The organism is Lentzea sp. NEAU-D7, from assembly GCF_026242055.1.
GTDB lineage: Bacteria > Actinomycetota > Actinomycetes > Mycobacteriales > Pseudonocardiaceae > Lentzea.
In genome coordinates, this window is sequence record NZ_JAPJDL010000010.1 from 46,285 (window position 1) to 65,854 (window position 19,570).

Sequence of the window (19,570 nt, forward strand, 5' to 3'; positions counted from 1 at the left end):
GCGACGATTGGGGTGTTCCTTTTGGACTGCGCGATGCGTCCAGGTGCCCAGTGGAAGGACCGCCGCGTTGGTTGACCCGTTGCGCGACCCGGACGACCCGGAGCTGCTCGACCCCTACCAGTCCCGATCGCTCGCGATCCTGGTGGAGGGCGCGCGGCTCGCGTCCGGTGCCGTCCGGTACGGCAAGGTGGGCAAGGTCGGCAGCGCCGCCGTGGTGGTCAACCGGGAGAACCCGCTGCCGTCGGGCAACTTCGGGTGCGCCCTGGACGGCTCGTCGGTCGAGGTCGCGTCGACGTTGCTGCAGCTCGAGCACACCTTCGCCGCGGTGGGGCGCGCGGAGGCCGTCGTGTACGCGTCGCCGACCACGGTGGACGAGATCGAGGGCATCGCCGACGACTCCGGCTGGTACGCGGTCGAGGAGTTGCTGACCGTGGTGCATCGCGGACCCGCGTCGGTGGCAGAGGGAGTGCGACCGGCCCTCGACGCGGACGTGGCCGGGATCGTCGAGCTGCTGTCCGACGAGCTGGTTGGCAACCGTGAACGGCTGGGTCGCTGGCTCGGGCATCGATTGGACGACCCGCGGTGTTCGACCCTGGTGATGGATGACGGCGACCGGATCGGCGGATTCGTGTCGGGATTCGCTGAGCGTGGCGTGGGTCTGGTCGAGCAGTGCGTGGTGCGTCCGGCGCGGCGGCGCCGGGGTGTCGGGCGGTCGCTGGTGGTGTCCGCTGCCGCGACCCTGCGTTCGTCGGGCGCGATGTTGGTCGCGTCGCAGGTGGACGAGGGTCCGGGGGAGCGGTTCGCCGAGGCGTGCGGGTTCGTTGCGGCGTATCCCGTGACTGCCTATGTACGCAGAGTGGATGAGCTACTCGACTGAGTTACTTAGTTGCCGCGTGACATATCCTTAGCAGGGCTAAGGGAGGCTTTGTGCGCGAGCGGTTGCCGGTCGAGGTGTGGGTTCTGGTCGCGGCGAGTTTCATCATCGCCGTGGGGTTCGGGATCGTGGCACCCGTTCTGCCGGTGTACGCGTCCTCGTTCGGTGTCGGTCATACCGCTGTCGCGGCTCTGATCAGCGCCTTCGCGTTCGTCCGGCTGGCGTTCGCGCCGATGAGCGGCAAGCTCGTCAACCGCTTCGGCGAGCCTCGGGTGTACATCGTCGGCATCCTGATCGTGGCGATCGGAACCGCCATGAGCGGGTTCTCGACGAGCTACGCCGAGATGCTGTCGTGGCGCGCGCTGGCCGGTGTCGGGTCGACGATGTTCACGGTCGCCGCGCTGGGGCTGCTGATCCGGATCACGCCGGCGCCGATGCGCGGGCGGGCGTCCGGGATGTGGGCGGCGGGGTTCCTGGTCGGCAACATCGCCGGTCCGATCGTCGGCGCCGGGCTCGTGCCGTTCGGGCTGTGGGTGCCGTTCGTGTCGTACGGCGTGCTGCTGTGCGTCGCGGCGTTCGTCGTGTGGATCTTCCTCCGGCGGTCGACGCTGGTGGCGCTGGACAAGACCAACACCGAAGTGCCCATGACGGTGCGTGCGGCGGTGCGGCACCCCGCTTACCGGGCGGCGCTGGCGTCCGGGTTCGCGAACGGCTGGGCCGTGTTCGGCGTGCGGATCTCGCTGGTGCCGGTGTTCGTCATCGAGGCGCTGGAGCACAGCGCGGCCGTGGCGGGCATCTCGATGTCGGTGTTCGCGGCCGGCAACGCCGCGATGCTGTTCCTGTCCGGCCGACTCGCGGACACGCGCGGCCGCAAGCCCGTCGCCATCGTCGGTCTGCTCGTCAGCGGCCTCGCGACGGTCTGGATGGGCTTCACCGGCGACCTCTGGACGTTCATGGCGGCGTCCCTGATCGCGGGTGCCGGCGCCGGGCTCCTGAACCCGCCGCAGAACGCCGTCGTGGCCGACGTCATCGGCGCGCGCGGCAAGGGCGGCCCCGTCCTCGCGGGCTTCCAGATGGTGACGGACCTGGGCGCGATCATCGGCCCGATGGCCGCGGGCCTGCTGGCCGACTCGTTCGGCTTCGGTGCGTCGTTCGCCATCACCGGCGCCTCGCTGCTGCTGGCCGTGGGCTTCTGGTTCGTCGCCCCCGAAACGCTGCCCACGCACGAGGAGGAGCACACGGCCGCCGCGGTGGCGCCGGAGTGCGGCTGCCTGGACGAAAGCGCCGAGATCCCGACCGGCGAACGGGTCGGCGGCAAGCCACGTCACCCAGAAGCGTGATTGCGCGCTCAGCTTTCTTTTAGTTTGTGTCGCTACCCTCATCGCCGTGGGTGGAGCAGAGCGCAGTGCGCGGAAGAAGAAGCAGGCCGCGCGTGCGGTGGTCCAGGCCCGTTCGTCGGGCGGCGACCGCACCAAGATCATCGCGGGTATCGCCGTCGTGGCGGTGCTGGCCGTCGCCGTCATCGGGTACGTCATCTTCCAGCAGATGAAGCCCTCCACGTCGACAACGGACGCCATCCCGCTGGCACCCGCGGACCACACGATCTCGGCCCCCGCCGTCCGCGACGGCAACACCGTGCTCGTCGGCAAGGACACGGCCACCGTGACCGTCGACGTGTACGAGGACTTCCTGTGCCCGATCTGCGGCACGTTCGAGAAGACCTACGGCACCGACATCAAGAAGGCGGTCGAGGACGGCAAGGTCAAGGTCCGCTACCACATCCTGCCGATGCTCAACCGCCTCTCGTCGCCGGAGGGCTACTCGACCGACTCGGCCAACGCCGCCCTGTGCGTGGCCGACGACGGCAAGTTCAACGCGTTCCACGCGGCGCTGTTCAACAAGCAGCCCGAGGAAGGCGAAGCCGGCTACACCCAGGACCAGCTCATCAAGCTGGGCAAGGAAGTCGGCGTCACGTCCGCCACCTTCGAGTCGTGCGTGCGGAACCAGACCTACAAGTCGCAGCTGGACGAGCTGATGTCCAAGACCAGCAACGACCCCGCCCTCCGCGACGCCGAGTCGGGCCGCTTCCGCGGCACCCCCAGCGTCGCCTCCGGCGGCAAGCTCGTCGACCTGGACAACAAGAACTGGCTTTCCGACCTGACCAAGTGAGTCTGCTCGTGCAACGCCCGGTCCCGATCTTCTCGGGGCCGGGCGTTGCCGCGTTTTGTGCCGCGCGTCACTTCCGGCCCGTTGCGTGCGGTGCGTGCGGCCTGCTCGCTTGATCGGCGCTGTTCGTGCAGCTCCGAGGGGGTTTCGGGGTCTCGCACTCGATCTTCGGGGTGGGTGGTGCCGCCTGGTCGTCACCGGGTCCTACCAGGCCGAATGCGCCTTGGATACCCCCGATTTTTATCTTGTGGCATGGGTGTTGTACGGTATTGCCACACGAGAACGACGGGGAAACCCGGCGGGAACGTGGACCTTCAAGGGGCTGTGGCGCAGCTGGTAGCGCATCACACTGGCAGTGTGAGGGTCAGGGGTTCGAGTCCCCTCAGCTCCACCAAAGAACTACATACACGAACACCCTTAGGGGCGGAGTCCGATATACCGGGCTCCGCCCCTTTGGCGTTCGCGGCATCGGTGGGTGCGGGGGTTTGTGGCACTCGGAAGACGGGGACCATGCGGCCCGGTCCGGTGAGCTTGATCTTGACTACGAAGGTCTCTACGACGGCCTTGCGTTGGTTGGGGTTGCCTGCCTTGATGATGGTCCGGATGTTGGTGTTGACCTGTTCCAGGGTGGCGGCATCGGGCATGGTGGGCTCGTTCTCCAGTTCTTCCCGGAGTTCGGCCGCGCGTGTGCGGAGTTGCTTCTGTTCGGTGCGGTAGCCGCGTACTCGTTCCTTGGCGGCGTCGTCGTCGGCGTCGAAGAGGTCGTCTTCGAACGCGTCCAGGTACTTGTCGATCTTCGCGGTGACGGTTTTGAGCCTGGCCTTCACGGTGTTGAGTTCGGCGGTCACGGTGTCGTGGCTGGACTCGTAGACCTTGCGGGCTTCGTTGACGGCGTCGCGGATGAGGTCGAGCTGGTTGCCGTAGAAGCTGGCGACGGAGTCGAGTACGGCTTGGTCGAGCGCATCGGCGTTGAGGCGGTCCTGGTCGCAGGCGTCCTTGCCGTACTTCATGCGCTTCATGCACGTGTAGTAGCGGTAGGTCTTGGTCTTGCCGGTGGCGCTGGTGCCGATCATCGCGTGCTTGCACTTGGGACAGTTCAGGCGGCCGGTGGCCACGTAGTCGGAGTTGTTGGTTGCGCGGCGCGAGTGGCTTTCGCCGCGTGAGTCCATGATGCGTTCGGCTTCGGCGAACTGCTCGGGGGTGATGAGCGGAGGGTGGGCGTCCAGGGTGATGACGTCGCGGTAGTGGATCTCTCCGAGGTAGACGCGGTTCTCCAGGATGGTGAGAACCCGTTTGAACGCCCAGAGTCCGCCGCTTCGCGTGCGGTACCCGCGTTCGTTGAGCTCGTTGGCGATCGAGCGGGAGCCGATCCGGTCCTTTGTGTACAGATCGAACATCAGCCGGATCACGACGGCCTCGGCCTCGTCCACCACGAGTTTGTGTGTGGCCGGGTCCTTGGCGTAGCCGGGTGGGGTGTAGCCGCCCTTCCACTCTCCGGCTTCGGCCTTCTTCTCCATGCCCGCCGTGACGCGGTCCACGATCAGGTCTCGTTCGAACTGCGCGAACATCGAGAGCAGCTGGAGCATCATCCGGCCGACCGGGGTGGAGGTGTCGAACGGCTCGGTGGCGGAGCGGAACGCCACGCCGACGCTTTCCAGCTCGTCCAGCAGCGTGACGGTGTCGCGCAGGTTGCGGGAGAACCGGTCCACCCGGTAGACGAGCAAGACGTCGATCATGTTCGCTTTGGCCCACTGCATCGCCTTTTGCAGATCGGGCCGGTCGGTGTTCTTCCCGGACGCGTCGTCCTTGAACTTCTTGACGATCTTCCAGCCGGGCTGCGACTGGACATAGGCCTCCAGTCGGGTGTCCTGCGCCTCGATCGAGTAGGGCTGGTTCTCGTCGTCGGTGCTGCGCCGCATGTAGACGCCGACCCGCACGGTGTCCAGGTCGAGCCCCGCCGCAGCGTTGCTCACCTTTTTGGTTCGTGTCCGCCTAGACAATGATGTTCCCCCAAGTATTCACCGCGCACGCGCGAGAATGCGCGGTTTTTGGCATGGCTCTACCAATTCCGGAATTGCTCTCGGTCATGTTCCGGAATATAGCATTACCGGTTGACCATTGTTGAGATTCAATTCTCACGTAGAGCGCTGTGATTCGTTCCAGGAATTGATGAGGGTGGCGAGTTCGTTTACCGCGTGGGCGCGCTGCGCGTCGTCGAGGGGCTCGGTCTCGACGTGGTCGACCGTCCAGGCCTGGGCGTTGGCTGCTGCCGTCATTCGTGGGCTCCGCGAGATCGCGCGCGAGGAGCCCCAGACCAGCGCGAGGCCTAAGGCTCCTCGCGCTGGTGGGCGTTGGCTAGGTGGGCTGGATCGTCAGTCGATGTCGAGTGGGACGAGCGCCCGGCCGGCGTCGTCGCGCGGGTCGAACGTCGGAGTCACGCGGCGCTCGCCGGCGAGAGCAACGCCGAAGGCGCCGAGCAGGGCGAGGACCGCGGAGACGGTGCCGTTGATGGCGTCGGCCTGGCCGGTGGTGAGCAGGCCGGAGCCGACGAGCCAGGAGACCAGGGCGGTGATCAGGCCTACCCAGGTCGCGACGGCGCGCAGCGGGCGGGGACGGGTGTCGAGCAAAGGAGCAGCCTCCGGTGTGGGTTGGGTGTCGTCGTGGCGGTCGAGCCACAGCACGGCGGCCTTGCTGCCCTTGATCAGCAGCCAGACGACGAGGGCAAGGGAGATGACCCAGTGCCCGCCGGGCGTGAGCGCGGCGGGCACTGGCTCGGGGGTCACGGGCGGATGAGGTCGGCCCAGTCGTCGCCCCACACCTCGCCCCAGCGGGACGTGGAGTTGGGGCGGTGGGCGCGCTGCCAGGCGGCGACGGCGTCCTTGGTGGGCTGCTCGAAGATGCCGTCAGCCCAGCCGGGCACGTTCGGCGCGAAGCCGAGTCGCTGCAACCGTTCCTGGATGAGCCGCACGTAGTACTGCTCGTCCGGGATTCCACCCATCGACACGGGCGCGCCGCCGTGGGACTCGTTCGGGCCGGTGATCAGCCCGAAGTAGTGGTTCGGCGGCAGCGGGAAGCGCGGGAGCGTGGGCGGCCGGGACGGCGGCGGGGTGCTGGCGCCGCCGAGCATGGGGATGTTCCACGGCCGCGGGTCGTCGCACAGGCCCGAGGCCACGACGCTGATGTGGACGTGGCTGGTGTGGGGGTTGCTGCCGGTGTAGCGAACCCACTGCCACGGGTTGAACTGCGGCCGGGTGTCCATGATCAGCGAGTTGGCGATCACGTACTTGATGCGGTTGTCGCGGCTGGCCTGGAGTTCGTCGGTGAACCGGTCGATGTCGAAGCCGACTGCGGGGTGGTGGGTGAAGTCTCCGGCGGTGACAATGCCGCCGTACCACGGGGTGTGGTCGCTCGTGGCGTCGTGGTTGGCGTCGCCGATGAAGCCGTCGGATGCCTTGTTCCTGTTGGGGAACTTGGCGTTGATCTGGTCTCGGAGGGTGAGCAGGGATCGCGCTACGCGCCAGGCCAAGGTGTTCTCTTCCTGTTGGTGGGCAACAAAAAACGGCCGTCACCAGGCGGTGACGGCCGTTCGTTTCGGGGTGGGTTAGGTGTGGCGCCGCACGGCGGCGGCGATGTCCTCGGCCGCGCGGCGGCGGTCGCGTTCGCGGTCGAGTTCGTCTTCGACTTCGCCGAGGCGCTTTTCGACTTCGGCGAAGCGAGCGCGTAGGGCGGTGAGCTCGGCCGCGTGTGCGGCTTCGCGTGCTGCCAGGGCTTTGAGATAGTCCGCGCGGTCTGACCGGTTGGTGGTCATGAGCCGGTGGTTGGCGTGCAGCAGGTAGCCCACGACGATCACGAGCGCTCCGGCCACACCGAGCTGGGGAAGCAGGGAGGGGTCCATCTACCTCCCCTCAGGGCGCAAAGGGGCGATGCGATCGCGCTCGCCCTCTAGCGTGTGGTGACGGCCGCAGTTGTCCGTCAAGCTGAATATGCAGTCGCTCGGACGGCCTGACCAGCGGTAATTCAGCGGCGTGTGCCGCTCGTGGAACGTAAGATTCGAGGCCCCCGGCCGCATGGTCGACGAACACCGCTTCGACCAGCGCGGGTCTTTAGCGGCCGGTCACCACCGGCATGTGATCGATATTGGAGAGTTCGTTGGCCCTCGATCCCGTCACAACTCAACGCTTGGCCTTCGTGCGGTTCCTTTACGAACAGGGCATCGTCCAAGCTGATCAGCCGGAGCCGCTCTCGGCTACGGCGATCCTGTCGTTCCATGACGCCGTTGAGTCGTTCCTGCTGCTGGCCGCTGAGCACCTGAAGATCAATGTGCCGACCGGTATCAACTTCGCCCAGTACTGGGAGAAGCTCCAGCCTGGATTGCCAGGACAGGCACAACTGCCGAGCAAGAACCCGATGGACCGGATGAACAAGCTGCGGGTTGCGTTGAAGCACCACGGCACCATCCCGTCCGCCACGGCCGTCGTTCAGACTCGCGGCGACGTCACGACCTTCTTCGTCGATGCCACGTCTCTGGTGTTCGGGCTGGACTTCGCGCGCATCGACCTGATCGACATGGTTGCGCGACCAGAGACGGTCAAGGCTCTACGAGACGCCCAATCACATGCGGACATCGGTGACTACGTAGCGGGGCTCGCAGGCTTGTCCCTTGCCTTCCAAGAGATGCTCGACCACTACTCTGGCCGCAATCGCCACGGCACCCGCGAAGCGTTCGGGTTCGGCCAAACTCTCCACGAGTTCAACCGCTACACCAGCCCTTCGGCGTTCGACTTGGGCCGGGAATCGCTCGGCGGCGTCGTCAAACATGTTGAGGCACTTACCAACATCACGGCCGCCATGCAGCGGGCGATGCGGATGATCGCTCTCGGAGTGGACTATCGCCGGTATGCCGAGTTCGAAGTTCTCGCGCCCAAAGTTCACCTTTACGGAGGCGGCAGCCAGCGTTACACCGTCACCAAGGCACAGGAGAACCTGACCCACGACGACTACCAGACCGGGAAGCGCTTCGTCATAGAGTCCGCGCTCCAGATGGCGAAAGCCGACACGGCCGTGGGCGCGCTGATGCGACACCTGGAGGTGAACCAGCCTGAGCCTGGTGTCGGGTGGACGCCTTCCGTTCGTACTTGGACTGGAGCAGCCACGCCACCGCCAGTTCAAAGTGGACCTTGACGTAGTTCCGGGCCGGAGGCCGGTCCGGAACTACGGGACACGAATGCCTTCGCGTGCAAGGACGTCGCGCGCGGCGGGGTCGACGGCGGGGTCTGGGTTCAGGCCGGGGTCGGTGGGGACGCCGGGGCTGGTGGTGGCGCGCAGGGTGAGGACCTGGCGGATGCGTCCGGTGCCGTCGCCGCTGGTGCGGATGCCGATCACCCACGCGTCGGTGTCCAGTGCCGCGCCGACCTCGTCCACCACGCGCACGAGGTCGCCCAGCGTGATCCGTGGATCGGGCAGGATCTCGATAGCTCCGAGCACGGGTAGTGGTTGTGCGGCAACGGAGAGCAGGTAGTTGGCGATGCGTCCGGCGGTGCCGAGGGTCTGAATCCACGGTGTGGGTGGGACTTGGTAGACCTGCGCGCCGTAGCGGGTGCGGCTGGTGGTGTCGTAGCGGCGAGTGGACAGCCTGGCCGGACTGCCGGACGCGAGACGCTGCGACCAGATCGACAGCGACGGCGTGCCACTGGTGGTGACCATGTAGCAGGTACTGGACGACCGGTTGCGGAAGGTCACGCGCAGGGTCGCGCCGTCGCGTTCGGTAGTGGACTCGATCGAGCCATGCACACCGAGTTGACCGTTGAGCGTCGGGGAGAACCGGACACGGCTGGTGTTGGCCGGGGCCGTGGTGGCGTACACGATCGGTGGCGGGCTGTCGTACTCGGAGACGTCGTAGTCGTAGGAGACCGTCAGCGTCTGGAACGCGGCGATGGAGCGCACCGTGGTTTCGGTGAACCGCTCGGCCGGCGAGCCGGTGGAGTAGAGCTGATACGGCACGTCGATGGTGTTGCGGATCGAGTCGATCGCCTCCGACACCTGCATGGCGGCGATCTCCCGCGCCGAGGTCACCTTGAGGACGGTCTGGCCGGGCGTGGTGAAGCGGGTGTTGTTGCGGTAGCGGAACACCCCGTAGGGGTCGAACTCGGCCGTGGCCTGTTCGGCCTTGGCCACGCTGGTGATCACCTCCCACGCCGAGCCCTGCACGGGTGGGATCGCGCGCAGGTCGGAGGTGATCTGGTCGAGCACCGCGCCACGGGTCCAGGTCTGGGTGAACTCCTGCCGTGTCATGGCGTTCTCGCGCAACGACACCTGCACGGCCTCGATCGGCAACGCCGAGATCAGCTCGATGTAGTTCAGCTGCGAGAAACCGAGTTCGGTGAACGCGCCCATGTCGGTCTCGCGGTAGGTGTTGAACGCCGAGCTGGTGATGAAGTAGCGGGCGGACGGGGTGCGGCCGTTCCAGGTCCAGTGCACGCCGATGTGGTAGATGCTGTCGAACCGGATGCCCATTGCGGCATCGCCCTTGACGGTGCCACCGGTGCCGGTCGCGCCGATGTTCATCTGGTCTTCCTTGAAGTCGAACCAGAAGTAGATGTCGTTGATGTTGTTGTCCGCCTGGAACACAAGCTTCATTTCCACGCGGTTCCCGGACGCCTGCAGAGAGGTGCGGTCCACCCAGAACTCGATGAACAGTCCGCGTCCGCCCGCGGTGGTGCGGGTGCGCGGGTCCCAGCGCACGGTGAACGGTTGCGAGCCGGGGACGGCGGCGATCTCCCACGGCGCGCGGTCTCGTCGGTAGGTCAGCGAGTTCGGGGTGTGGTCGCGGTAGAACCCGATGTCCGGCACGACTCCGCCGTGCATGGAGGCGTAGAGCGTGCAGTCCGCGCGCGGCGGTGGCGCGCTGTGGATGCCGCCCTCGCGCAACAGGTGGTCCACCACCCACGTGCCGGAGGCGATCGGGTTGCCGTTCGCCGAGAGGACGGCGGGCAGCCGTGCGGCGTCGCGGAGCTGCTCGGCGCCGTCGAGCGCGGACACGGCCACGGTGCCGGTGCCGCTGTCGGCCGCCCGGTCCCGGATCGAGCCGCGGAACGCGGGCAGGACCTCGCCCGCCAGGCCCCAGCCGTGGGTGACGGACTGGCCAGGCCGGGCGATGTCGCCTGAAATGTGCGGGGCATAGGGGCTGTAGAGCTGGGCAGCGGTCTTGTCGTCCCTGCCGGTGAGGGCGAGGCGGAGTTCGGCGGCGGCGCTGCCGTTGACCGCGCGCATCGGCGCGGGAAGGTCGGAGTCGTAGGAGCGGTCGAGCGTCCACGACGTGACTTGGTCGGTGAGGTCGTGGCCGGCGAGCCGGGTCAGGCTGGTGTTGGTGCGCTCGGCGTCGAGCAGGGCAGAGGTGAGCTTTCCGCTAGCGGGGAGTACGGCGCACCTCCACCAGGGACAGGGTGAGGTCGTGGTGCGGCGGCCGGGCTTTGTCGCTGTAGCCGGTGACGGACATCGGCGGGCAGCCGTCGCCGAGCGCGCCGAGTTCGCCGGGGGCGAGCGGCTCGCCCATGCGCATGATGACGGGGCCGAGCGGCTTGGTTCCGCTCCAGGCGCGCAGGATCACCCGCAGCGCGACGAACGCGGCACCAGCAGGGGGCACGACGGACAAGGTCGGCGCGGGTCCGTGCGAGCTGACGAACCCCTCGGTTGCCGTATAGAACGTCATTTGGCACTGCGCGTCGGGCAGGCTCGCTGCCATGTGGACGGGAAGACCAGCGGTGACGGGGTAGCCGATCCAGTGCGAGTGGTCGTAAACCAGCTGGTCGTTGTCGCGGGGATCGGTGAGCGTCAGGACGTGGTCGGCGCGTTCGATGAGCGTGCCCCACCCGCTGTTGCCGATAGCGGAGCGTGGGCCGTAGCCCTGCGACTGGCCGCCCTCCAGGAGGTTGCGTGAGGCGGGGTCGATCACCACGAGCGGCCCAGGTCCGTACACGTTGCGCGCCAACGCTTCCAGCCACTGCGATTCACTGTCGGCAAGGGCCGACCAGGACAGCGACAGCCGCCGGGGCGGCGTGGCCAGGCGGGTCGTGGTGACCCCGCCCGACAGCGCCGCGAACTCCTCCACTCCGATCTGAACGGAGCGGTCGAACTCGGTTGCCGCCTGGCGGACTTCACGCATGAGTCCGGGCGGCCCGATCCACAGCGAACCCACCAGATCACCTCCGCGACAACGCGTGCTGACCTTCGGCCGTGGCGCGGGCGATCTCGGTTGCGCCGACCTGGACCACGAGCGGCCGTGCGGCCAGGCGCTCGATCGCGTCGACCAGCGCGGCGAGGTCCGAGTCTGGTCCGCGGTCGCGGCCGGCCGTGACAGCCGCCGTGCCCGCGAGTCGTTGCGCGGCAACGGGGCCGGTCTCGACGGAGAGCGTGGCGGCGGGGATGCGGTTGGTCAGGTCGGTGAGGTAGCGGCGCACGGCCGGTTCCTCGGCCTCGAACCCGTCCACGAGCGAGCGCATGATGAGCACACCGTTGGCGCGCAACAGCTTCGCGTCCCGCTCGGGCGGTCCCTTCCACGAGGGCAGCAGGTTGGTCAGCTCGGCCAGCTTCGAACGGACGTAGCCGATCATGGACTCGATGCCGCGCAGGAAGCCGCGAATCAGGTTCTTGCCCGCTTCGAGCAGCAGGGAGCCGACGTTGCCGAAGCTGGCCAGGATCTGACCGGGCAGGCCGCCGAAGAAGCCCAGCAGCGACCGCACGCCCAGCTCCGCGCCGGAGGTCAGCAGCCGCCAGGCGGCCGACGCGATGTCCTGCACGCCGCGCCACGCGCGGGACCAGTCACCGGAGACCAGCGCAAGCCCGGTGGTGATCACGCCCTTGATCAGCGCCAATGCGCTGGAGATGATCTCCAGCGCGTTCTGGAAAACCGGTTTCACGCCGTCGTTGATGAACAGCTTCAGGACGGGGATCACGTACTCGGTGAAGACGGCGGCGAGTTTGAGCAGGCCACCGTTCCACAAGGTCATGATCCCGAGCGCCTGCACGATCACGGGCACGAGCTCGGCGAGCAGCGGAAGCAGCTCGGGCAGCAGCTCGGACACGATCCGCAGCAGCAGCGGCGTCATCGGCAGCAGGCCCTCGCTCCAGAACTGCACCCACGCCGCGACCAGCGGCGGAATCAGCGGAACGAGGTTGCGCAGCGCGTCGGCCAGGATCTTGCCCAACAGGGTGCCGGTCTCGATCAACGACGGCGTGGCGGCCGACAGGTCCAGCGCGGTCACGAGCTGCCGGATCGACTCGACCAAAACCGGGAGAACCGGCCGGGCTTGCTCCCAGGCTGCCAGCAGGACGTCCGACCAGATCTCGGCCAGGATCGTGACCAGCGGTAGCGCGGCCTCGATGGCCTGAACGAGCGCGCCACCTAGCTCGGTCGCGATCGGGGTCAGGGCCTTGAGCAGTGCCGACGCGGCGGGCACGGCCGCCTGAAGCGCCGAGACGAGCAGGCGGCCGATGGCGGCGACCAGCGGTTTCGCCGCGCGCGCCAGTTTGAGCAGGTCGGGTGTCAGTTCGCGGATGCCGTCGGCCAACGCGCCGCCGACGAGCTCTTGCACGAGCTCGCCGACGACGGGCGCGAGCTCGGCGGCGATCGCCGAGACGGCGCCCAATGCCGGCACGAGCACCGAGGCGAGCGCCTGAGCAGCGATCCCCGCCAGCGGTGCGAGCACGGCCAGGATCTCGGCGGCCGGTTTCGCTCCAGCGGCCAGCGTCGTGAAGGCCTGCCCGAGCGATGAACCGAGCTGCCCGACAGCGGGGATCGTGTCGGCGGCGAACGCGCGGCCTACGGCCTCCAGCAGCGTGAGCAAACCGGAGGCTGCGGCGTTGAGACCGCCAAAGAACTGTTGCAACGCAACGGTTCCCTCCGCCGAGCGGAGGAATGCCAGCATGGAACCGGTCAGCGCTGACAGCGTGCCGAACAGGCTTGCGCCGTGGGTGTTCGCGGCGGACAGGACCGTGAACACGATCCGGCCCAGGTTCGCCACGGTGGTCAGGAAGTCGCCGACCGCCGACAGTCCGGCGCTCATCCACTCGCGCAGCTGCCCGGTTTCACGGGCACGGCTGACGAACTCGGCCAGACTCGTTGCGCCATCAGCGAATCCGGACGCAAAGCCGGGCAGGAACTCCGAGCCGACCGCCGCCAGATCCCGGATGATCTGGAGCAGCGGCGCGGCACTGCCGGACAGTGCGCGGACGGATTGGCCGGTCTGGTCGAGGATCAGCCGGACGTCGTCGACGGTGCGGCCGTCGCGGGCGAACGCGGCGGCGTTGCGGGCGGCGAGGTTGAAGCCTCCGGCGACCTCGGCCAGGCCGCCGCGCAGCACCGGCAGGTAGGTCCCGCCGAGCTGGTCGACTTCCTTGCCGAGGCCGTCGAACAATCGGCTTTGGACGTCGAGCTGCAGGCCGTCGAGTTGCGGCCGCAACGCCCGCACCGCGTCGGTGGTCTCCCGCATCGCGGGCGGGAAGTCCTTGACCGCCTTGGCGTAGTCCGCTGCGCTCTCGGCCTTGAGCGCGTCGGAGAGGCCTTCCACGCCGAGCTTGAGCGTGTTGACCGCGACGGCCGCGGCGATGCCCACGGCCGGGAGCACCAGCAGCGAACCCGAGGCCGTGGCCGCCGCCGCGCCGAGACCGCCGGTCAGGCTGATGGCCTGCGCCAGGGCACCGGCATAGGCCCCGTACTTCAGTGCGGCGGCGCCGACGGCGGCGGTGTTGCGGGTGATCTCGGTCGTGGTGCCGGTGATCGCGCGGTCGAGCTGGCCGAGCCCCGCCAGTGTGGTGGTGAACGACTTGTCCAGCACGGCCCGGAACGTGATCGCCTTGCGGTTCTGGCGTTCCCGTAGCGCGTTGGCTTCCCGCTCGGCCGGGAGGGTGTCGAGCTGGGCGAGCAGTCGCATGGCGGTCTGGTCGCCCTGGGCGGCGAGCTGCTGGAGCTGCGCGCGGGCCAGCGCGGTTTGGATCTGCGCGCCGAGGCTGATGTGCGGGTTGCCGCGCTCTTCCTCGTTGATGGCCCGCTTCACAGCGGAGCCGAGGCCCACGAGGCTGGGCAGGACCTTGAGGTAGGCGTGTCCGACGAAGGTCAGGGGCGATCACCCGCCACGCATCCACAGCGCGATCTCGCGCAGGGACTTCGTCTCGGACTCGGCGGTCTCACCTCCTCCCGTGGCCGGGGCGGAGGTGTCGGGCGGGTCGAACGGGCCAGTCACGTCGGCGTCGGTGACCTTGTGCCCGAGCGCGGTGGCGACCGTGGCCCACAGCAGCGTGACCCGGCGTTCCAGCGTGGCCAGCGCGAGATCCGCGCGCGTCCAGCCGGCGTCGGCCCCTGCTGTTCGCCACACGGCCGCGTCCTCGGGGAGGTTGGCGACGAGCGCGCACACGCGGCGGTAGGACAGGCGGCCTCGGTAGAGGTCGAGCAGGTCGACCCCGTACTGGAGGAGGTCGGTTTCGAGGGCTTCGGCGGTGGTGTCGTCGGCCAGCAGGCGGCCGACGACTAGCGGTTTCCCTTCCCCAGCTCCCGCATGATCGCCTTGGAGAAGTCGTCCGCGTCGCCGGTGGTCTTGGCCAGCTCACGGAAAGTCGCGTACTGGTCCTCACCGAGGATGAGCCGCAGGGCGGTGAGGGTCTGGCCCTGTTCCTCGGCCTCGATCGCGTCGAGCGGGTAGTCCTGCGGGGCGGGCAGTCCGAACCGCTTGCCCCGCCACATCACGGCCGAACCCGGCTTCCCGGTGGGGTGGGTGGTGCCGGTCGCCTCACGGCGCTGGCGCTGACTCACAGTCGTTGTCTCCTAGGGGTTTCAGTCGGACTTGCCGGATGCGACGAGGGAGCCGCCGCCGGGCGTGGCCAGCAGGACGGCGGGGTCATCGGTGAGCCAGACAGCGAGAGTCGTGCCGGAAGCCGGGGACAGCGCCGCGAAGGTGAGGCCCCAACGGGCCTCTTGGGTGCGGGTCCACTGGGCGTCTGCGGTCTCGGAGACCTCGACGCGGGGGACGTAGAGCCGGTGGTGGTAGATCTCGGTGGCGCTGATCTGGTCTGTCCAGTCCACGCACAACGCGCGCTCATCGCCCTTGGGGACGGCGCTGATCTCGGCCCTGTACTTCTTCGAGCCGGTGGCCGTCTCGGTGAAGACCATGCCGCCGAAGTAGACGCTGAGCACCGCGCCCTTGGACTCCTGGAACACCGACGCGACGGTGAGTTCCTGCGAGGTGTAGATGTAGCGGGCCGGGGTGATCTGCTGCCAATGCGTAGTGCCGGACTTCTCCACCGCGCGCTTGATCGTCACCCCGTCCTCGGTCGAGAGACCAAGGCCGGTCCAGGCGGCCGGGAGCGCGGTGGTCGAGTCGGGCGGTTCGGGTGTGCCCGGTGGGGCGAGGGACAGTTCCCCGGTGCCGGGGACACGGACGAGTGTGGGGCGAAGAGCCAAGCGGGTTGCCTCCGGAATCGGGAGGGAGGCCCCGCGAGGTGAAGCGCCTCGAGTACGGGGGCGGGAGCCTCCGTAGCGGAACAAGGGGTCAGGGTCGGGCAGGGGTGCGGACGCGGACGGCTACCGTGGCGGTTGCCAGGGGCTTGCGGGTGTGCGGGTCGGGGGCGGCGATCGGCCCCACGATGGGCTCCGCGTCGAGCAGACCGCGCGTGCCGCGCAGACTGCACAGCAGTGCGAGCGCCAGGCTGGCCGCGGCCTTGGCGTCGTGCTCGGTGCGGTGCCAGCACGTCAGCCGCAGCACCACGCGTTGCATGGCGGGCCACCGCCAGGTGTGGCCTTCCTCGGTCAGGCGCAGCCACGGCAGCGACGGCGGGCCGCCGTGCTGGCCGTGGCCGGTCTCGGTGCCTACCTTGATCCCGGACAGCACGGGTTCGGGGCGGGCGGCCAGCAGCGGACGCAGCAGCCCGAGCACGAGTTCCACCACGTCGACCGGGACGGGGATCGGGGCAGGGCCGGTCATGTGTCGGGGTGGGTGTCGATGCCGTGCACGTTCAGGCCGAGTGCTCCGGCCGCGCGCGTCAACACGCCGTGCTTGGCCTCCATGCCCATCCCCGCCGGGTGCTGCACCGCCACCGTGAACGCGACACGATCCGGGGCGGGGTCGTCCAGGACCTCGACGGGCGGCAGCTCGCCGGAGGTGACCCGGTGGCCCTGGGAACGAGCGTTGGTTGCCACCTGTTCGGCGAGTTCCTTCACGTGCGCGGCGAGTTCCGGCGAGGTGCGCAGGAACTCGCCCATACTGTCGCGGTCGACGCGGAAGCCACTGAAGGCCTTCATGGTCAGCCCTCCACTTCGGTCAGCCGCACCCAGAACCGGGTCCGGCCGAACGCGGGTTCCCACATCTCCGGGTCGCCGTCGACGCGGAACGTCCGGCCGCGCCACTCGACCTGTTCCCGCGCGCCGACTGGCAAGTACGTGAACAACCGCCAGCGCGTGATCTTCGGCTGGCGGCCGGTCTCGGCGGGTTCGGTCGAGGTGTGCGGTTGCATGTAGCCGCGAACGTCACGGCGGGGTGCGCCGGGGCCGTAGTCGGCCGCGGGGCTGGGGTTGCCGTACTGGTCTTCAACCTCCAGCGGGTCAACGAGAGTCACGATGTGCGGAAGCTGCAATGGGCTACGTCCAAATGGAGAACGCCCCGCCGTTGGGGGCAGGGCGTAAGAGGTCGAGTTCGGTGTCGGTGAAGTAGAGGCCGCCGCCTCCGTCGCCCGCGAGGGTGCGGGAGTGGCCGCCGATCGCTTCGTCTTTGAGACCTTCCGGCGGGGTGGCAAGCGCACGCAGAACGGCGGCGCTCACCACGCCGACCGCCGTAGCGGGCGGCGGGACGGTCATCGAGGGGACGAGGCTGCGCGCCATCGCCGAGGCGTCCGTGCACAGGACCGTGACGCGGGCGCGCTCGGCCGGCGTGAACTGTTGATCCGTCCTCGCCTGGACGTCGTCGGCGGTGGCAAGGGGCATCGGTGACGACACGACATCACCCGCCCGCGTGTCCACGACGGCAAGTCAGTCGCGGCACCGCAGCGCGCGGCATATCCTGACCGGTTCGACTCCGTCGAGTTGAGAGAGTGTGCAGAGATGAGCTTGTGGACGCCGCCCGGTGCCGACCTCGGCGAGTTCGCCGCGCCCGACCCAGACCCGAGAATGGTCAACTTCGGTGGAGGATTCGACCAGGACGGCCAGCCTCGTCCGTTGACTTACAGGCGCCTCAAGGAAGTCGCTGACTCGTGGGTCATCACGTCGGTCACGCCCGAAGGTCCAGCTACCTTGCTACGCACCGCGCGCGGGATGTTCCCGTTGGGGTTCTACTTCTACGAGCAGGTTCCCGTTGCGTCTGCGCAATCGATCTACGCGGTTGAGGTAGCGCTCAAGGAACGACTCGAACAAGGCGGAAACTTCCAGACGCTGATCAACGCCGCTCGCGCCCAAGGACTGATCAGTGCCGATGTGGCCGACATCGTCCATACAGGAAGGCGGCTGCGTAACAAGCTCACGCACGAAGGAAAACAGCCTGTCTGGACGTTCGGGATGGCTGATCAGATCATCGGCGCCTCCTACAAACTCGTGAGCGAGCTGTACCCGGAGCCAGCGCGTTCGGACGGTGCCTGAGCGGGAGTAGCAGATCCGACGCTAGTCGGGCTTGGCGTTCGACGCGGGCGGCCGACCGCCAACCGCTCGGACGCCGAGCTCAGTCGGGAGACCGCGCAGCGCGTCAGCCGTTGCCTTGTCGCTGACCTCGGCCTCACCATCAACGAAGGTGACGCCGAGGTCGTGCACAACGAGTTCCTTGTAGACGCTGGACGTGAACCTCACGCGCCACCTCCAGCCGGGGCCGTGGTGGTCAGGCCGGTGACCTTGCCGTGCGCGATCTCCGGCCCGTACTCCAGCGAGATTTCGCCGTAGATCTGCGCCTTGTCCGTGGAACCGGTGCGCGCCAACGGCTCGGAGAACAAGAAGCCCTTCGACGGCGTCTCAAGCAGCACCGGTGCGCACTGGTCGAGGCTGACGACCTGCACGGTGTCGGCGGGCATGTACCGGTTCAACATGATGTTGAGCCGTCCGAAGTCCGTCTCGATGGTGGAGACGGAGACGCCGCCGACGTTGCGTGACTGCTCCTGGTAGTTCTTCTTTGTGACGAACTCGTTGGTGAGCTGACGCTTCTGCCACGCCGCGCACATCAGGGTGGCGGTCTCGGAGACCTGGATGCCGCCGTTCTCCCAGACCTTCTGCAACAGGTCGAGGATCATGCCCTCGGTCAGCGGCTTGGGCTGGGCGTTCGTGATGACGTTGGTGCGTGTGGCTTCCAGGATGCCGCGCGTCTTGCGCACCGTGGAGTTGTCAGACGGTTCCTGGAACTTCCCGACGATGAACCCGAGTTCGACGTCACGGGCGATCTGCGTCAACGCCTGGCGGGTCTGCCAGTCCATCTCGTTGAGAACCGCGTTCGTGCCGCCGATGCTCGCGGCGTTCGGGTTCGCCGAGCCCGTGCCGGCGAACATCTGCTGGGATGCCTGCCGGGTGTAGGAGACGCCCACGGTCTCCTGGTGGATCTCAAGGACGTTGCGGTCCTGGCCCCGGACGCGGGTCTCTGCGGACGGTGCATCCGCGCCTTCGAGGCGCTGCCGGTTGGCGTCCGGTGCGCGCAGGTCGTACACAGACCAGGTGTGCACGATCCCGTTCGCCCGCTTACCGCCGGTCAGGCCGCCGATGCTGGACAGAAACGGGGTGTCGGTCGGGGTCAACGAGAAGAGCTCGCCGACGAAATTCGGGCTGTTGTAGGTGTTCGCGATAGCGGCGATACCAGGCAATGAATCTCCTTACGTGTCAAGGGAAGCAGCGGTCAGCGCTGCTCGCGCGCCTGCTCGGCCAGCCGCTGGTTCTTCAAGCTGATGGCCGTGGTCCAGTCGCCGCGGGCTTCGGCGTCGCGGATCTGCTCTGCGACACCGGACGGCCCGTTGCGCTGGCCCTGCGAGGGGTCCGGCGCGGGGCGGCGCGGGCCGTCGACGCGGGCGAGGTGCGGGCGCTGCGTGAGGACCGCGGCGAGGTCGGCTGTGATGGCGGCGGTGTCGATCGCGCCGTCCTCGGTGAGGTAGCGGTCGCGGTCGTCGAGGTAGCGCGGTGCGTCGGACGGGTCGGCCCAGCCGGTTGCGGCGGCGCGGATCTCCGCGTCCAGCGCGAGACGCCGCATGGTGGCGAGCTGCTGTTCCACCGCCGTGGCGCGGGCGGTGGCGCGTTCGGTCTCGGTCTGCTGCGCGGCCTCGATCTCGTCCAGGCGCTTGGCCTTGTCGCGGTTCTCCCGTGCCGTGGTCTCGGCCTTGGTGAGCTTGGCCTGTGCCTGCTCGTACAAGGCCTTGAAGTCCGGCGTATCCGCCGCGTCGGTGGCCGGGTCGGTGACGGGCGGCGCGGCCGGGGGTGCGGGTGGGCTGGCCGGGGCCTGCACGGGGTTCGCGGGCGGGGTGTCGGTGGTGCTGGTGGTCGGGGTGGTGGGCTGGGACAAGGGCAGGAAAACCCCCTTTCCGGGGCGA

23 protein-coding genes and 1 tRNA gene are annotated in these 19,570 nt (G+C 68.3%); 6 read left to right on the top strand and 18 right to left on the bottom strand.

Going from position 1 to position 19,570, the window contains the following annotated elements; genetic code table 11:
* The first annotated feature begins 67 nt into the window (after positions 1-67).
* The 4 genes from ORI60_RS21075 (at position 68) to ORI60_RS21090 (ending at position 3,434) form a co-directional block, all read left to right on the top strand.
* On the top strand, positions 68-877 hold the full coding sequence (locus ORI60_RS21075; protein WP_266039447.1) for a GNAT family N-acetyltransferase: 810 nt from the start codon (positions 68-70) through the stop codon (positions 875-877).
* A 50-nt stretch (positions 878-927) separates the two neighbouring features.
* Positions 928-2,214 carry an MFS transporter gene (locus ORI60_RS21080; RefSeq protein ID WP_266039449.1) on the top strand — a complete coding sequence of 429 codons (1,287 nt, stop codon included), beginning with the start codon at positions 928-930 and terminating at the stop codon, positions 2,212-2,214.
* Between the two features lie 46 nt (positions 2,215-2,260).
* Complete coding sequence (locus tag ORI60_RS21085; RefSeq protein WP_266039451.1) at positions 2,261-3,043, top strand: DsbA family protein; 783 nt, start codon at positions 2,261-2,263, stop codon at positions 3,041-3,043.
* A gap of 315 nt (positions 3,044-3,358) precedes the next feature.
* Positions 3,359-3,434 (top strand) — tRNA-Ala (locus ORI60_RS21090).
* Here the strand turns inward: ORI60_RS21090 and ORI60_RS44775 are convergent.
* The 5 genes from ORI60_RS44775 to ORI60_RS21120 all read right to left on the bottom strand — a co-directional run bounded on the left by ORI60_RS44775 (position 3,385) and on the right by ORI60_RS21120 (position 6,935).
* Positions 3,385-4,959 carry a recombinase family protein gene (locus ORI60_RS44775; protein ID WP_416234484.1) on the bottom strand — a complete coding sequence of 525 codons (1,575 nt, stop codon included), beginning with the start codon at positions 4,957-4,959 and terminating at the stop codon, positions 3,385-3,387. The two genes, ORI60_RS21090 and ORI60_RS44775, sit on opposite strands and share 50 nt — an antisense overlap.
* Positions 4,960-5,175: 216 nt before the next feature.
* Positions 5,176-5,316, bottom strand: coding sequence for a hypothetical protein (locus ORI60_RS21105; RefSeq protein ID WP_266039457.1), 141 nt, complete (start codon positions 5,314-5,316; stop codon positions 5,176-5,178).
* 96 nt (positions 5,317-5,412) lie between these two features.
* A complete protein-coding gene (locus tag ORI60_RS21110) occupies positions 5,413-5,823 on the bottom strand; it encodes a hypothetical protein (protein ID WP_266039459.1) in 411 nt (136 codons plus the stop codon).
* On the bottom strand, positions 5,820-6,566 hold the full coding sequence (locus ORI60_RS21115; RefSeq protein ID WP_266039460.1) for a peptidoglycan-binding domain-containing protein: 747 nt from the start codon (positions 6,564-6,566) through the stop codon (positions 5,820-5,822). Before ORI60_RS21115 ends, ORI60_RS21110 begins: the two co-directional genes overlap by 4 nt.
* Positions 6,567-6,641: 75 nt before the next feature.
* Positions 6,642-6,935, bottom strand: a complete 294-nt coding sequence (locus ORI60_RS21120; RefSeq protein ID WP_266039461.1) for a hypothetical protein — start codon at positions 6,933-6,935, stop codon at positions 6,642-6,644.
* A 254-nt stretch (positions 6,936-7,189) separates the two neighbouring features.
* On the opposite strand from ORI60_RS21120, the gene ORI60_RS21125 reads away from it, so the two are divergent.
* Positions 7,190-8,221 (top strand): hypothetical protein, encoded by a 1,032-nt coding sequence (locus ORI60_RS21125; protein ID WP_266039462.1) that lies wholly within the window; start codon positions 7,190-7,192, stop codon positions 8,219-8,221.
* A 30-nt stretch (positions 8,222-8,251) separates the two neighbouring features.
* On the opposite strand, the gene ORI60_RS21130 is transcribed toward ORI60_RS21125, so the two are convergent.
* From ORI60_RS21130 to ORI60_RS21175, 10 genes are all read right to left on the bottom strand, one after another.
* Positions 8,252-10,309 carry a hypothetical protein gene (locus ORI60_RS21130; RefSeq protein ID WP_266039463.1) on the bottom strand — a complete coding sequence of 686 codons (2,058 nt, stop codon included), beginning with the start codon at positions 10,307-10,309 and terminating at the stop codon, positions 8,252-8,254.
* Positions 10,310-10,445: 136 nt separating this feature from the next.
* Entirely contained in the window at positions 10,446-11,234 is a 789-nt protein-coding gene (locus tag ORI60_RS21135; RefSeq protein ID WP_266039464.1) for a hypothetical protein, read from the bottom strand.
* Positions 11,235-11,238: 4 nt separating this feature from the next.
* Positions 11,239-14,109: a phage tail protein gene (locus ORI60_RS21140; RefSeq protein WP_266039466.1), complete on the bottom strand. Its 2,871-nt coding sequence runs from the start codon at positions 14,107-14,109 to the stop codon at positions 11,239-11,241.
* A 51-nt stretch (positions 14,110-14,160) separates the two neighbouring features.
* Positions 14,161-14,448, bottom strand: a complete 288-nt coding sequence (locus tag ORI60_RS21145) for a hypothetical protein (RefSeq protein ID WP_266039467.1) — start codon at positions 14,446-14,448, stop codon at positions 14,161-14,163.
* 113 nt (positions 14,449-14,561) lie between these two features.
* The gene (locus ORI60_RS21150) at positions 14,562-14,843 is read right to left on the bottom strand and encodes a hypothetical protein (protein WP_266039468.1); all 282 of its coding nucleotides are present in this window, start codon (positions 14,841-14,843) and stop codon (positions 14,562-14,564) included.
* A gap of 21 nt (positions 14,844-14,864) precedes the next feature.
* Positions 14,865-15,491 (bottom strand): hypothetical protein, encoded by a 627-nt coding sequence (locus ORI60_RS21155; RefSeq protein WP_266039470.1) that lies wholly within the window; start codon positions 15,489-15,491, stop codon positions 14,865-14,867.
* A gap of 88 nt (positions 15,492-15,579) precedes the next feature.
* Positions 15,580-16,011: a hypothetical protein gene (locus ORI60_RS21160; RefSeq protein ID WP_266039472.1), complete on the bottom strand. Its 432-nt coding sequence runs from the start codon at positions 16,009-16,011 to the stop codon at positions 15,580-15,582.
* On the bottom strand, positions 16,008-16,328 hold the full coding sequence (locus ORI60_RS21165; protein WP_266039474.1) for a hypothetical protein: 321 nt from the start codon (positions 16,326-16,328) through the stop codon (positions 16,008-16,010). The genes ORI60_RS21160 and ORI60_RS21165 overlap by 4 nt, the downstream gene beginning before the upstream one ends.
* Before the next feature lie 2 nt (positions 16,329-16,330).
* Positions 16,331-16,642, bottom strand: a complete 312-nt coding sequence (locus ORI60_RS21170; RefSeq protein WP_266039476.1) for a hypothetical protein — start codon at positions 16,640-16,642, stop codon at positions 16,331-16,333.
* 22 nt (positions 16,643-16,664) lie between these two features.
* Positions 16,665-17,042: a hypothetical protein gene (locus ORI60_RS21175; RefSeq protein WP_266039479.1), complete on the bottom strand. Its 378-nt coding sequence runs from the start codon at positions 17,040-17,042 to the stop codon at positions 16,665-16,667.
* An 81-nt stretch (positions 17,043-17,123) separates the two neighbouring features.
* Here ORI60_RS21175 and ORI60_RS21180 point away from each other — a divergent pair, with 81 nt between their 5' ends.
* Positions 17,124-17,654, top strand: coding sequence for a hypothetical protein (locus ORI60_RS21180; protein ID WP_266039481.1), 531 nt, complete (start codon positions 17,124-17,126; stop codon positions 17,652-17,654).
* A gap of 21 nt (positions 17,655-17,675) precedes the next feature.
* Here ORI60_RS21180 and ORI60_RS21185 read toward each other — a convergent pair whose 3' ends face one another.
* From ORI60_RS21185 to ORI60_RS21195, 3 genes are read right to left on the bottom strand one after another with little or no spacing between them, the layout of a single operon-like run.
* Positions 17,676-17,858 carry a hypothetical protein gene (locus ORI60_RS21185; RefSeq protein ID WP_266039482.1) on the bottom strand — a complete coding sequence of 61 codons (183 nt, stop codon included), beginning with the start codon at positions 17,856-17,858 and terminating at the stop codon, positions 17,676-17,678.
* Entirely contained in the window at positions 17,855-18,853 is a 999-nt protein-coding gene (locus ORI60_RS21190; RefSeq protein WP_266039483.1) for an SU10 major capsid protein, read from the bottom strand. Before ORI60_RS21190 ends, ORI60_RS21185 begins: the two co-directional genes overlap by 4 nt.
* Positions 18,854-18,885: 32 nt before the next feature.
* On the bottom strand, positions 18,886-19,542 hold the full coding sequence (locus ORI60_RS21195) for a hypothetical protein (protein ID WP_266039485.1): 657 nt from the start codon (positions 19,540-19,542) through the stop codon (positions 18,886-18,888).
* Positions 19,543-19,570: the final 28 nt, after the last annotated feature.

Excerpts from the sequence above, each read along its gene's own strand:
- ORI60_RS21165 (WP_266039474.1), bottom strand. The coding sequence starts at position 16,328 with ATGAAGGCCTTCAGTGGCTTCCGCGTCGACCGCGACAGTATGGGCGAG.
- ORI60_RS21120 (WP_266039461.1), bottom strand. The coding sequence starts at position 6,935 with ATGGACCCCTCCCTGCTTCCCCAGCTCGGTGTGGCCGGAGCGCTCGTG.
- ORI60_RS21105 (WP_266039457.1), bottom strand. The coding sequence starts at position 5,316 with ATGACGGCAGCAGCCAACGCCCAGGCCTGGACGGTCGACCACGTCGAG.
- ORI60_RS21180 (WP_266039481.1), top strand. The coding sequence starts at position 17,124 with ATGAGCTTGTGGACGCCGCCCGGTGCCGACCTCGGCGAGTTCGCCGCG.
- ORI60_RS44775 (WP_416234484.1), bottom strand. The coding sequence starts at position 4,959 with ATGCGGCGCAGCACCGACGACGAGAACCAGCCCTACTCGATCGAGGCG.
- ORI60_RS21130 (WP_266039463.1), bottom strand. The coding sequence starts at position 10,309 with ATGCGCGCGGTCAACGGCAGCGCCGCCGCCGAACTCCGCCTCGCCCTC.
- ORI60_RS21160 (WP_266039472.1), bottom strand. The coding sequence starts at position 16,011 with ATGACCGGCCCTGCCCCGATCCCCGTCCCGGTCGACGTGGTGGAACTC.